The organism is Lactobacillus kitasatonis DSM 16761 = JCM 1039 (assembly GCF_000615285.1).
In the GTDB taxonomy this organism is placed as follows: domain Bacteria; phylum Bacillota; class Bacilli; order Lactobacillales; family Lactobacillaceae; genus Lactobacillus; species Lactobacillus kitasatonis.
The window spans coordinates 131,964-144,019 of record NZ_BALU01000004.1 but is presented as its reverse complement, the minus strand read 5'-3'; the positions used below and the strand labels follow the sequence as shown (position 1 = coordinate 144,019).

The following is a 12,056-nucleotide window of genomic DNA, read 5'->3' as shown; positions in this document are numbered from 1 at the left end:
ATTTGTATGAGAAAAGGAGAGCATAATGCCTAATTGGGATACAAAATTTGCCAAAAAAGGTTTAACTTTTGATGATGTTTTATTGATTCCAGCAGAAAGCCATGTTTTGCCAAACGAAGTCGATTTGAGCACACAACTGGCTGATAATATTAAATTGAATATTCCATTAATCAGTGCTGGCATGGATACTGTCACTGAAGGAGCAATGGCAATTGCGATGGCTCTCCAAGGTGGACTTGGCGTAGTGCACAAGAATATGTCAATTCAAGCCCAAGCAAGTGAAGTTGCTAATGTTAAGAGCGTAGTCGTACCAAGCAATGCCGCTAAGGCTGCAGTTGACGACCAAAACAGATTGCTTTGTGCCGCAGCTGTTGGTGTAACTAGTGATACTTTTGAAAGAGCAGAAGCACTTCTTGAAGCTGGTGCCGATGCAATCGTTATTGATACTGCTCATGGTCACTCAGCAGGTGTTTTGCGTAAGATTAAAGAATTCCGTGAACATTTTCCAAAGCAAACTTTAATTGCCGGTAATGTGGCAACTGGGGATGCCACTCGTGCATTGTTCGACGCTGGCGTTGACGTAGTTAAGGTAGGTATTGGACCTGGTTCAATTTGTACTACTAGAATCGTTGCCGGTGTTGGTGTACCACAAATTACTGCTATTTATGATGCTGCTTCAGCTGCTCGTGAATACCACAAGCCAATTATTGCCGATGGTGGTATTAAGTACTCAGGTGACGTTGTTAAGGCCTTAGCTGCTGGTGGTAACGCAGTTATGCTTGGTAGCATGCTTAGTGGTACCACTGAAGCACCTGGCGACATCTTTGAAGATAATGGCAAGAAGTACAAGCGTTACCGTGGTATGGGTTCTGTCGGTGCCATGGCACAAGCTCACGGCTCAAGCGACCGTTACTTCCAAGGTGGCGTTAACGAAGCTAACAAGCTTGTTCCAGAAGGTATCGAAGCTCGTGTTGAATACAAGGGTGACGTTTCTGACGTTGTCTTCCAAATCGACGGTGGTCTTCGTTCAGGAATGGGCTACTGCGGTGCAGCTAATATTCCAGAATTAATCGAAAAGGCCCAATTTGTTCAAATCACTAATGCTGGTTTGCGTGAATCACACCCACACGATGTGCAAATGACTAAGGAAGCACCTAACTACAAATAAAGTACAAACAATCAAAACAATAAGTAATAACAACAGCTTAAAAATAAGAGAAAAGCATATTCTTTTCTCTTATTTTTTTAATTTTTCATTGGTTTACACTAGAAATTTGAAAATCATTTGGTATAATTAAAACAACATTAAAAATTAAGTAATAAAGCAAAAAGAAAATGAGGGAGAAATTAATATGGCTAGATACCTATTAAAACGTATTTTTTATATGATCCTCACTTTGTTTATCGTAGCACGGTAACTTTCTTCTTAATGAAGTTAATGCCTGGTTCACCTTACGCTAACGAAGCGAAGATGACGCTAACGCAGCGACACATTATGGATGAACAATACGGTTTGAATAAACCAGTATGGCAACAATATTTGATTTACATCGGTGGGATGTTTCACGGAGACTTCGGTACATCTTTCCAATACAGTAATCAACCTGTTGCAACATTGATTGGCTCACGTTTGGGTGCCTCAATGCAACTTGGTCTTCAAGCTTTGATTCTTGGTGTTGTACTTGGCGTTATCGTTGGTGCCATCGCTGCCGTAAATCAAGGAACCTGGGTTGACTCAACTGCAACTGTAATTTCTATTATAGGTAAGTCAGTACCTAACTTCGTTTTAGCGGTACTACTTCAATACTACATCGGTTTGAAACTGGGGCTTTTCCCACTAGCCGGTTGGGGGCAATTCTCCCAAACAATTATGCCGACGATTGCTTTAGCGGTAGGGCCATTCGCCGAGACGGCCCGGTTCATTAGAACGAGCATGGTTGATACTTTGAGTAGTGACTACATTGAGTTAGGTAAGGCTAAAGGTTTAAGCCGGATGGAAGTTATTAGAAAACACGCAATGCGTAACTCAATGATTCCACTTGTTACTTTGATTGGTCCTTACGCAGTAGCTTTGATGACTGGTTCAATGGTTATTGAAAACATCTTTAACATCCCAGGCATCGGTGAACAATTTGTTAAGTCAATTTTAACTAACGACTACCCAACAATCATGGGAATCACGATGGTCTACTGTATCGGATTAGTAGTAATTCTGTTAGTAACTGATATCATTTACGGATTGATTGATCCAAGAATCAGATTAGATGAAAGCGAGGCTTAGAAGACAATATGGCTGAAGAAAAATTAAACCTTCCTACAGATGCCTTTGAACCTTTACCAAAGGATGAGGCGCAAGATAACGAAAATATTGCTGGTCCATCATTGTCATTTGCTCAAAACGTTTGGATTCGTTTTAAGCAAAGAAAAGCAGCTATGATCTCCGCAATTATTGTTATTGTCATGATCATTGTTGCCTTTGGTTCAACCCCATTCATCAATAACGCAACTTTGGTTAAATCACATCCGCAATATGCTAACTTGCCAGCCAAAGTTCCTGGCATGAGCGCAGTTAACGGTTTGAACGGTAAGATTAAGCAAAACGGCAAATGGGTTGATGCATATGCTCAAAACAATGTGCCAAAGGACAAGTACTTTATCGCAGGTACTGACTACCTAGGTCGTTCACTTGGACAAAGAATTATCTATGGTACTAAGATCTCATTGATCGTTGCCTTAGTTGCTGCCTTCTTTGACTTAACCATCGGGGTCATATACGGAATAGTGTCCGGATGGAAAGGCGGGGGAGTCGATAACGTCATGCAGCGAATTATCGAAATTATCTCCTCCGTACCTAATTTAATTATCGTTGTTTTGATGTTGGTTATTTTTAAACCGGGAATTAAAACAATTATTTTAGCCATTGCCATTTCAAGTTGGACAACAATGGCACGGCAGGTCAGAGCCGAGACGCTGAGTCTGAAGAACGAAGAATATGTTTTAGCAGCTCGTTCACTTGGTGAATCATCTTGGAAGATTGCGTGGAAGCACTTGGTGCCCAACCTTTCAAGTATCATCATTATTCAAACGATGTACACCATTCCAACTGCTATCTTCTTCGAAGCCTTCCTGAGTTTCATCGGTATCGGTATTTCAGCTCCACAAACTTCACTTGGTGTGCTTTTAAACGAAGGTCAAAAGAACTTCCAATTCTTGCCATACCAAATGTGGTACCCAGCAATTGTTCTGTGTATCTTGATGATTGCCTTCAACTTATTAGGTGATGGTTTACGTGATGCCTTTGACCCAAGAGGACAAAGATAGAAAGGATTAACCTAAATGCCAGAAGAAAGAGTTTTAGATGTTAAAAATTTAAAAATTGATTTTCACACTTATGCTGGTGAGGTTAAAGCTATCCGCAATGTGTCCTTTCACTTGAATAAGGGTGAAACTTTAGCAATCGTAGGTGAGTCAGGTTCAGGTAAGTCTGTTACTACTCGTAGTATCATTGGACTGCTTGCTCGTAACGCTAAGATCGAAGGCGGCGAGATCGATTTCCATGGTAAGAACTTATTGGATTTACCCGAAAAGGAAATGCAAAAGATTCGTGGTAATGAAATTTCAATGATTTTCCAGGATCCAATGACTTCACTTGACCCTACGATGAAGATTGGCCAACAAATCGCTGAACCTTTGATCAAGCACAAGGGTGCTTCAAAGAAGGAAGCATGGGCTAAGGCGCTTGAGATGATGAAGGCTGTAGGTATTCCTAACGCTGAAGAAAGAATTAACGAATATCCACACCAATTCTCAGGTGGTATGAGACAAAGAATCGTTATTGCGATTGCTTTGATCTGTGAACCAGAAATTTTACTTGCGGACGAACCAACTACTGCGTTGGACGTAACTGTGCAAGCTGAAATTTTGGACTTGATGAAGGACTTACAAAAGAGAGTAAAGACTTCAATTATCTTTATTACGCACGACTTAGGTGTTGTTGCAGGCATGGCTGACCGTGTAGCCGTAATGTACGCAGGTGAATTTCTTGAATTTGGTGGCGTGGATGAAATCTTCTATGATCCACAACACCCATACACTTGGGGCTTGATCAACTCAATGCCTACTCTTAACAGTGATACTTTGGAATCAATTCCAGGTACGCCACCTAACTTGCTTGATCCACCTAAGGGTGATCCTTTTGCACCAAGAAACAAATACGCTATGAAGATTGATGTTGAGCGTAAGCCGCCATTCTTCAAGGTTAGTGATTCACACTATGCCGCAACTTGGCTACTTGCACCAGGTGCACCAAAGGTTGAACCACCAGCAGAAATTCAAAGGCGCTGGAAGAAATACGATTTAATGAAAAAAGAGAACAAACTACCAGGAGTTAAATAGTCGCAGCAAAGGAGAATTTTATGCCAGAAAAAAAGAAAATTTTGGAAGTAAAACATCTAAAACAATACTTTAAAAATGGCCGTAATGTCACCAAAGCTGTTGATGATGTAAGTTTTGATATTTACGAAGGCGAAACTTTTGGTTTGGTAGGTGAATCTGGTTCTGGTAAGACTACTACTGGTCGTTCAATTTTACAATTGTACAAGCCAACTAGTGGTGAGGTTATTTTCGAAGGCAAGAACGTCGAAAATTTGAAGTCTCGTGCAGATAAGCTAGCTTTTACTAGGGATGCACAAATGATCTTCCAGGATCCATATGCTTCACTTAACCCAAGAATGACAGTTGAAGATATTATCGCTGAAGGACTCGATATCCACCATTTGGTTAAGGATAAGGCGGAAAGAAGCAAGCGTGTAGAAGAATTGCTTGAAACTGTTGGTTTGAATGAAAGTCACGCCAGCCGTTTCCCACACGAGTTCTCAGGTGGTCAGCGTCAAAGAATCGGTATCGCACGTGCCTTGGCCGTTGAACCTAAATTCATCGTAGCCGACGAACCTATTTCAGCTTTGGACGTATCAATTCAAGCCCAAGTTGTTAACTTGATGATTGATTTACAAAAGAAGCGTGGGTTAACTTACCTCTTTATTGCCCACGATTTATCAATGGTTAAGTTTATTTCTGACCGTATTGGTGTTATGCACTACGGTAAATTGCTTGAAGTAGGCCCAGCTGACGACGTTTATGATCGTCCGCTTCACGACTATACCAAGAGTTTGATTTCTGCTGTGCCAATTCCTGACCCAGAGGTTGAACGTAGTCGTACTAGAATTCCATACGATGCTCAAAAAGAAGAAATGGACGGAAAAGAGCGCAGCATGCACGAAATTCGTCCAGGTCACTTTGTTCGTTGCAGTGACGATGAAGTTAAACATTATGAAGAAGTAGCTGCTAGCTACGAAAACTAAGCCAAAACAATCTCTCTATGAATAATAAAAAATATCCTCAAGGAAAAATCCTTGAGGATATTTTGTTTTGTTTATTTATTTTTCGATTAAGCTAATGAATCCCATGCTGGTAAGTCAGTGATTGGACCTTCAGCCAATTCCTTTTGCTTGTCAGTCAAATACTTCTTGTGAACAACAACTTCGTATACGTAGTCGTTGAACCATTCGTTGTTCATTACGTAGAAGCCCTTTGAACCTGACTTGTCGCCCCATGAGTTTTCAACTTTCCATTGACGAACTTCGCCGTTGTCTTCATCAACACCAACTAAAGTCATAGCGTGTGAAACTTGGCCGACACCAGTTCTTAATCTGTCAGCCTTTGACATCTTGAAATCAACGCCAAACAAGTCGTCTAACTTGTAAAGGTTAGTGTCAAGGTAACCAGTCTTACGGTCCATTTGACGAAGAACATCGTTACCGAACCAAACAGCTTCGCCATCCTTCAATTGAGCGATAGCAGCTGAAGTCAAGTATTCCATTGGTACGTTCAAAAGCTTAATTCTGATTGAGCCTTCGATGTTGTCTTCTGCTGGAAGACCGTACAACTTGTTGTATTCGTGATCAGGTGCGTTAGTTAAAACAACGTAGTCATCAAAGTCAACATCGCCTAAGTACTTGTGCAAGAATTCAAGTGGAGTTAAGTCCTTGTCCAGGTGATACTTCTTGTCGTCATCCCGGTATTCAAGGTCAAACTTCTTAGGTGGTTCACCAACAGCAATAGCAGTCATTTGGTAAACTTGGCTCAAAAACTTTTCACGAGTCTTTTCAATTTCATCTTCCTTGCCGTATTGCTTAAGGTGACGAAGAACCAAAGCATCTTTCTTAAGCTTGTCACCAAGTGCAGTTGCGAAGCCAGTAGTGTCATTAGTATTGAAAGTTTCAGGCATTGCGTATGAAGGAACAACACCATACTTTTCAACTAATGCGGCTGCCATTTGGAATTGACCACCATCTGAACCGGCAAAGTCTAAGTCAGTCTTAACTTGACGAGAATCAAGTGGCATGTCAGCACTGTCCAAAATTCTGTTGTAGAACATGTTGGCACGTTCAATCTTATCCCAGAAGAAGTTGTAAGCTTGTGAGAAAGTGAAGTTCTTAGCCTTGTACTTCTTACCGAATGCGTGACGCAAAACGTTTAAGGTTGCGAATTCCCAGCAACGACCTGAATGCTTTTGGTTAGTAACATTGTCAGTGTCAAGTTCAGTAGAGAAGACACGGGTTAATTCGCTTTGTACGCGATCGTTGTATGATGCTTCAAGCACACCACTACGTTGTGCAGCACGAGCAATAACTTTGTTTTCTGAGTTCTTGTTAAAGTCTGCAGAAAACTTTTCCAGCTCTTGTACAGTTAATTCATGAGCCATAAAAAAATCTCCTTTTTAATTTTTAATTTTTTCTTAAATTAACTCTATTTTAAGCCAAAACAAAAGCGGGTTCAATCATGAACTCGCTTCAGAGAATTATTTATCCGCCAACTTATTAGACTTCTTGCAATTATCTAATAAATTAATCAATTTGGATAGAATTGCCATCATCGCCAGCAGTTTGCTTTGGCAAAGTGATGGTCAATACACCATTATCATACTTTGCATGAATATCACTTGCAACTACATTTGTTAATCTATAGCTTCTTGAAATGCTGCCTTCGCTTCTCTCTTGGTGAATGATGCTTCTGCTCTTGTCACTAGTGTCCTTGAAGGCTTGTCTAGTACCAGCAACACTCAATACACCATCTTTGTAGTTAAGCTTAATGTCATCTTTGTTCATACCTGGCATATCAATCTTAACTACATAATCTTTATCGGTTTCAGCAACATCTGATTGCATGATGTTTTCAATTTCACTGTCATCAAAGAAGTTTCTTGGAAAACCAAACCAGTCGTTCATTGCGTCCATCATATCATTACGACGATTCATCATATCGTTTGCCATAAATAAAACTTCCTTTCAATTTTTATAGTCTAAGTTAATTTGTAAGGAGTTGATCATTTGTTTATCTGATCTCTTTTTCCTTACACTGATTATTGTAGTCGTTTTTCAATAAAGTTAAACTATTTAGCACTTGAAAGCATATAGTGCTAATTTTTAATTAAAAAGTTGATCAAATCAATGATTAACACTTGTGGATAATTTTTATATAATTAGAAAGCAAAAGGAGAAATAACATATTATGGTATATTTTCAAAAAATGACGCCAGAAGGCTACAAACAAATTGAAGATGAAATTGCTCGCTTAAAGAAGGATCGTCCACGCAGAATCAAAATTTTGCAGGCAGCACGTGCTCTAGGCGACCTTTCAGAAAATACGGAATATACTGAAGCAAAACGTGACCTGGGTCACTTACAAAGTCGTTTGCGTTACTTAGGCAAACAATTGAAATATGCGGAAATCGTTGAAACTAAAGATGATGGCAAAGTAGATTTAGGTAAGACCGCTGTCTTGAAGTTCGACGATGACGAAGATACCGAAGAATATAAGATCGTTGGCCGAATGGAAGCTGATTTGGCTGATGGAAAAATATCCTTTGATTCACCATTAGGTCAAGCAATTATGAAAAAAGAGGCAGGTACTACTTCTACGGTTGAAGCACCTGCCGGAGAATATAAGGTAACTATTGTTGAAGTTAAGTAACCTATCTTATTCAATTAGCTCTACTTTTTTGGTATAATATAGGGTTTGTAGAATACAATCCAGAGTAGGAGTGAAAGTCTTGAATACGCCAGAATCAAGAGAGGGCAATGTTATTCGCTATGCAGTGTATTTGATCGGTTACGTGATGGTCTTTGCAGTAGTGAAACTTGTTACTAGAAAATCGCCATTGCATGTCTGGGACCTGATTTTATTCGGTGTCGTAGCTGCAATGATTTTGCTGTTTTATGTATATCGCTATAATCGTGAGAATCGCTTTTTTGCGCGTGATTTTAAATTACCGTGGCTAGGAAACTTCTCAGCGGTGGTTTTATTAACGCTAGTGATTACGGCTACTCGAATTTCGATTTCGTATTTACAGGCGTATGGCAAAATACCTTTTTATGACTTTCAAACGATTTATCTGAAGAACCAATCGACAGGGATGTTCTGGTTCTTGATCGTGGTTCAAGGGATTATCTTACCGATATTGCAAGAATTCCTAGCAACAGGATTTTTATTCAACTATGCTTTCCGAAGAGATAGCGTCCAAGTTGCAGTTATAGGAATCATTGTTTCTGGCTTGATTTTTAGCGTATTGAATTATCAAAGTTCACTCATTAACTTCTTTATTGAAGCACTTTATGGCATGCTCTTTGCTTGGAGTTACTTATATTCACAGACGATTTTTATGCCGATCTATCTGGCGATGTTGAGCAGTGTTTTAACTGTGATTATGGTTTAAAAAAGAAGAAAAAATAAAAACAGGGATGAAAATTTCATCCCTGTTTTTTGGTTATAGAAGGGAGCGGATAGCGTGAATCGAACCCGCATCTACAGCTTGGGAAGCTGTCGTTCTACCATTTAACTATACCCGCAGTATGCATCTATTTTATCATGCTTTCAGGTAATAGAACAATTATTTTTTGTGAGGCTGCTTTTGAACAGAGAGCGAAACATTGTCTCTGTTGATTAAGCTGGTAAAGTTTTGAAAGAGCCAGCGGCGCAGTTCGCTTGGTTCAATGACCAGTGGCATCCGGTTATGAATGGGCCGCATATCTGAGTTTGGATCGGTCGTAACCATGGCAAAGTTATTATGGTCATAAATACCAGCAATCATCGTAATTGGTTGTTTGCTTTTAAAACTATAGCGTTCATGGTATTTCTTACCATTATCTGCTTGATAAGTGTTTTTAGCGTATTCGAAGAATTCGCTAGCCAGGATAATGCAGCGCTGCTTGGCAAAGGACTCATCCCACATTGATGGTCTTTGTTCATAAAAACGCTCAATTCTGGCGTTAAACAGCGGCTTATTTGCATCGACTGGACTAGGATAGCCCCAGTTTTTATTTACTAATTGCAGCTGGTTATTTTGATAAAGCAAAACTGGCGCTGTTTGATTAGGAAAGACGTCTTTTTCTTCATCATTTATTTTGGGTTCGACTAAAGGTAAATCTAGGTCTTTAGTCAGATATTGTTTGATTAGTGCAAGTTTAGGCACACGAAATTGATTACACATTTTGATCACCTACGTTTAGTTTAATCATAGCCTAATATTTGTTAAAATTAAGTAATTACTAAATAATAAAAATAAAGATTAATAAATAGGAAAGAGTAAAAAGCATGGCAAAAGAAATTTTATTAACAGGTGACCGCCCAACCGGTAAACTTCACATTGGTCACTACATCGGTTCTTTAAAGAATAGAGTAAAATTACAAAATTCAGGCAAGTATGATCCTTATATTATGATTGCCGATACACAAGCTTTAACTGATAATGCTCGTAATCCAGAAAAGATCCGTAACAGTTTGATCCAAGTAGCTTTGGACTACTTAGCTGTTGGTCTTGATCCAAAGAAGTCTACTATTTATGTGCAATCACAAATTCCAGCTTTATTTGAATTAACTGCTTACTACATGGACCTTGTAACAGTTGCTCGTCTTGAAAGAAATCCAACTGTTAAGACTGAAATTAAGCAAAAGGACTTCAAGGATTCTATTCCTGTAGGTTTCTTGAACTATCCAGTTTCTCAAGCTGCAGATATTACTGCATTTAAGGCAACTGTTATTCCTGTTGGGGATGACCAAGAACCAATGCTTGAACAAACTCGTGAAATCGTAAGAACCTTCAACAGAGTTTACAACACCGATATTTTGGTTGAACCTAAGGGTTACTTCCCACCAAAGGGTCAAGGTCGTTTACCAGGTCTTGATGGTAACGCCAAGATGTCTAAGTCACTCGGCAACGCTATTTACTTAGCTGATGACGCCAAGACTGTGCAAAAGAAAGTTATGTCAATGTACACTGATCCAAACCACATTCACGTGGAAGATCCAGGCAAGGTTGAAGGTAACACCGTCTTTACTTACCTTGATGTCTTTGACCCAGATAAGGATAAAGTTGCGGAACTTAAGGAAGAATATCAAAAGGGTGGTTTGGGTGACGTTAAGATTAAGCGTTACTTGAACAAAGTCCTTGAAGCTGAACTTGCACCTATTCGTGAACGTCGTGAAAAGTTTGCTCAAGATGAAGATGCAGTTTACGAGATGCTTCTCGAAGGTTCAAAGAAGGCTAACAAGGTAGCTAACGAAACTTTGGAACAAGTTCGTGACGCCATTGGTTTGAACTACTTTAAGAATAGATAAATAAAAAGCAAGGAGCAAAGTCATGCATGATCGAATTCCATGGAAACAATATTTTATGATGCAGGCATTAGTAATTGCTCAGCGTTCTACTTGCAATAGAGCGCTAGTAGGCAGTGTTTTGGTTAAAGACAACCGGATTATCGGTACTGGCTACAACGGCTCGGTATCAGGGCAGCCGCATTGTGATGATGGTGGTCACCAAATGGTTGACGGACACTGCGTTAGAACGATTCACTCAGAAATGAATGCCATCATTCAATGTGCCAAGTTTGGCGTTTCTACTGATGATACCGAAATTTACGTGACTCATTTTCCTTGTTACAACTGCTGCAAGGCTTTAGTCCAAGCAGGTATTAAAAAGATAAATTATTATTTTGACTATCGTGATAATCCACTAGCATTGAAGTTGCTTCATGATTGCGGGGTACCATATGAGCAAATTAAAATCGATCGAAAATATGTGGAAGGTTTGGCACATAAACTTGAAGAAGACGAAAATTAATTTAGCTGGTCTAGTAGGCCTGTTATTAGTCTTTTTGACGACTACGGGATTTGTGCAGCCTAACATTGAAGACCATGCTCATATTTTAAATAAAGAAACTAAAACTTTAATTACCGAAAAAAATAATCGTTACTTTCAAACTAAGGAGCAGCCACAGATTTCTGTGATTACAGTGAAGCGGCTGAACAAGTTAACTCCAAAGGCACTGAATCGTTCAAAGCGGTTGGTATTTATCGTAGTTGGACAAAAAGGCGAAAAACGCAACGTACAAATCTTTTCTACTAAGGATTTGCATGGCGCATTTACCGCCGATACGCGGGCTAACATTATTCGAGCTGAAGTAGATAAATTACGTAGCCATAATAATGCCACATTTAATGAAGGGTTGCGCTTTGTCTTTAGAGCATGTGCTACTAGGGTGGATCAGCAATATCAATATGCACTAGACAAATATGATTTATCGACTAGCGAACAAAATAAAATTTCGCATCCACATCGCGTAGCGCTTCCGATTGCTTTAGCACTAGCATTTTTGATCATCGGAATTGTCTATGTTTTGAAGCGATTTGGTCGCAATAGTTACAATCCACGCAATTAGATGGCTTGACTTATTTAAATTTAGTCCTTACACTTTCTTGTGGATATAATTAGCAAAAAAAAACTGTTAGGTGAGACTCCTACGTGAACACACGCTATCGCCCAGAAACATCCAGAGATGCCAACGGGTTAAATAGGTGTCGTCGACTTAAGGCGAGATCCAGATAGCTAGCATGTGCTTACGTCACGTAGTGTTAAAACTGAACGACGAGTATAACAGAAGCCTTGTTTGGCGAAAGTCACCTGCAGATATTACAGGTGGCTTTTTTGTTTTGCTTGTCAA

The 12,056-nt window shown here is 39.5% G+C and carries 12 protein-coding genes, 1 tRNA gene, 1 pseudogene and 1 riboswitch; of the genes and pseudogenes, 10 read left to right on the top strand and 4 right to left on the bottom strand.

What is annotated here, in order from left to right; translation table 11 throughout:
- Window positions 1–25 precede the first annotated feature (25 nt).
- From guaB to JCM1039_RS04205, 5 genes and pseudogenes are all read left to right on the top strand, one after another.
- Window positions 26–1,168: an IMP dehydrogenase gene (gene guaB, locus JCM1039_RS04225; RefSeq protein ID WP_025014783.1), complete on the top strand. Its 1,143-nt coding sequence runs from the start codon at window positions 26–28 to the stop codon at window positions 1,166–1,168.
- Between the two features lie 184 nt (window positions 1,169–1,352).
- Window positions 1,353–2,281 (top strand): annotated as a pseudogene (opp3b, locus tag JCM1039_RS10610) (oligopeptide ABC transporter permease).
- Window positions 2,282–2,289: 8 nt separating this feature from the next.
- Window positions 2,290–3,321: an ABC transporter permease gene (locus tag JCM1039_RS04215; RefSeq protein ID WP_025014782.1), complete on the top strand. Its 1,032-nt coding sequence runs from the start codon at window positions 2,290–2,292 to the stop codon at window positions 3,319–3,321.
- Between the two features lie 15 nt (window positions 3,322–3,336).
- On the top strand, window positions 3,337–4,395 hold the full coding sequence (locus JCM1039_RS04210; RefSeq protein WP_025014781.1) for an ABC transporter ATP-binding protein: 1,059 nt from the start codon (window positions 3,337–3,339) through the stop codon (window positions 4,393–4,395).
- Between the two features lie 20 nt (window positions 4,396–4,415).
- The gene (locus tag JCM1039_RS04205) at window positions 4,416–5,360 is read left to right on the top strand and encodes an ABC transporter ATP-binding protein (RefSeq protein WP_025014780.1); all 945 of its coding nucleotides are present in this window, start codon (window positions 4,416–4,418) and stop codon (window positions 5,358–5,360) included.
- Between the two features lie 86 nt (window positions 5,361–5,446).
- Here the strand turns inward: JCM1039_RS04205 and JCM1039_RS04200 are convergent, their stop codons facing one another.
- Both JCM1039_RS04200 and JCM1039_RS04195 read right to left on the bottom strand, forming a co-directional pair.
- Window positions 5,447–6,763 carry a C1 family peptidase gene (locus JCM1039_RS04200; RefSeq protein WP_025014779.1) on the bottom strand — a complete coding sequence of 439 codons (1,317 nt, stop codon included), beginning with the start codon at window positions 6,761–6,763 and terminating at the stop codon, window positions 5,447–5,449.
- 142 nt (window positions 6,764–6,905) lie between these two features.
- Window positions 6,906–7,331, bottom strand: a complete 426-nt coding sequence (locus tag JCM1039_RS04195; RefSeq protein WP_025014778.1) for an Hsp20/alpha crystallin family protein — start codon at window positions 7,329–7,331, stop codon at window positions 6,906–6,908.
- A 238-nt stretch (window positions 7,332–7,569) separates the two neighbouring features.
- On the opposite strand from JCM1039_RS04195, the gene greA reads away from it, so the two are divergent.
- Both greA and JCM1039_RS04185 read left to right on the top strand, forming a co-directional pair.
- A complete protein-coding gene (gene greA / locus JCM1039_RS04190; RefSeq protein WP_025014777.1) occupies window positions 7,570–8,031 on the top strand; it encodes a transcription elongation factor GreA in 462 nt (153 codons plus the stop codon).
- Between the two features lie 79 nt (window positions 8,032–8,110).
- Window positions 8,111–8,773: a CPBP family intramembrane glutamic endopeptidase gene (locus JCM1039_RS04185; protein ID WP_025014776.1), complete on the top strand. Its 663-nt coding sequence runs from the start codon at window positions 8,111–8,113 to the stop codon at window positions 8,771–8,773.
- Between the two features lie 62 nt (window positions 8,774–8,835).
- On the opposite strand, the gene JCM1039_RS04180 is transcribed toward JCM1039_RS04185, so the two are convergent.
- Together JCM1039_RS04180 and JCM1039_RS04175 are read right to left on the bottom strand one after the other, a co-directional pair.
- Window positions 8,836–8,906, bottom strand: a tRNA-Gly gene (locus JCM1039_RS04180).
- A gap of 41 nt (window positions 8,907–8,947) precedes the next feature.
- Window positions 8,948–9,547 (bottom strand): SOS response-associated peptidase family protein, encoded by a 600-nt coding sequence (locus JCM1039_RS04175; protein ID WP_025014775.1) that lies wholly within the window; start codon window positions 9,545–9,547, stop codon window positions 8,948–8,950.
- 104 nt (window positions 9,548–9,651) lie between these two features.
- On the opposite strand from JCM1039_RS04175, the gene trpS reads away from it, so the two are divergent.
- From trpS to JCM1039_RS04160, 3 genes are read left to right on the top strand one after another with little or no spacing between them, the layout of a single operon-like run.
- Complete coding sequence (gene trpS / locus JCM1039_RS04170; protein ID WP_025014774.1) at window positions 9,652–10,674, top strand: tryptophan--tRNA ligase; 1,023 nt, start codon at window positions 9,652–9,654, stop codon at window positions 10,672–10,674.
- A gap of 22 nt (window positions 10,675–10,696) precedes the next feature.
- Complete coding sequence (locus JCM1039_RS04165; RefSeq protein ID WP_025014773.1) at window positions 10,697–11,176, top strand: ComE operon protein 2; 480 nt, start codon at window positions 10,697–10,699, stop codon at window positions 11,174–11,176.
- Window positions 11,133–11,774 (top strand): TPM domain-containing protein, encoded by a 642-nt coding sequence (locus JCM1039_RS04160; protein WP_201780313.1) that lies wholly within the window; start codon window positions 11,133–11,135, stop codon window positions 11,772–11,774. Before JCM1039_RS04165 ends, JCM1039_RS04160 begins: the two co-directional genes overlap by 44 nt.
- A 55-nt stretch (window positions 11,775–11,829) precedes the next feature.
- A riboswitch (M-box (ykoK) riboswitch) is annotated at window positions 11,830–11,993 on the top strand.
- Window positions 11,994–12,056: the final 63 nt, after the last annotated feature.

Excerpts from the sequence above, each read along its gene's own strand:
- guaB (WP_025014783.1), top strand. The coding sequence starts at position 26 with ATGCCTAATTGGGATACAAAATTTGCCAAAAAAGGTTTAACTTTTGAT.
- JCM1039_RS04215 (WP_025014782.1), top strand. The coding sequence starts at position 2,290 with ATGGCTGAAGAAAAATTAAACCTTCCTACAGATGCCTTTGAACCTTTA.
- JCM1039_RS04210 (WP_025014781.1), top strand. The coding sequence starts at position 3,337 with ATGCCAGAAGAAAGAGTTTTAGATGTTAAAAATTTAAAAATTGATTTT.
- JCM1039_RS04205 (WP_025014780.1), top strand. The coding sequence starts at position 4,416 with ATGCCAGAAAAAAAGAAAATTTTGGAAGTAAAACATCTAAAACAATAC.
- JCM1039_RS04200 (WP_025014779.1), bottom strand. The coding sequence starts at position 6,763 with ATGGCTCATGAATTAACTGTACAAGAGCTGGAAAAGTTTTCTGCAGAC.
- JCM1039_RS04195 (WP_025014778.1), bottom strand. The coding sequence starts at position 7,331 with ATGGCAAACGATATGATGAATCGTCGTAATGATATGATGGACGCAATG.
- greA (WP_025014777.1), top strand. The coding sequence starts at position 7,570 with ATGGTATATTTTCAAAAAATGACGCCAGAAGGCTACAAACAAATTGAA.
- JCM1039_RS04175 (WP_025014775.1), bottom strand. The coding sequence starts at position 9,547 with ATGTGTAATCAATTTCGTGTGCCTAAACTTGCACTAATCAAACAATAT.
- trpS (WP_025014774.1), top strand. The coding sequence starts at position 9,652 with ATGGCAAAAGAAATTTTATTAACAGGTGACCGCCCAACCGGTAAACTT.
- JCM1039_RS04165 (WP_025014773.1), top strand. The coding sequence starts at position 10,697 with ATGCATGATCGAATTCCATGGAAACAATATTTTATGATGCAGGCATTA.
- JCM1039_RS04160 (WP_201780313.1), top strand. The coding sequence starts at position 11,133 with ATGTGGAAGGTTTGGCACATAAACTTGAAGAAGACGAAAATTAATTTA.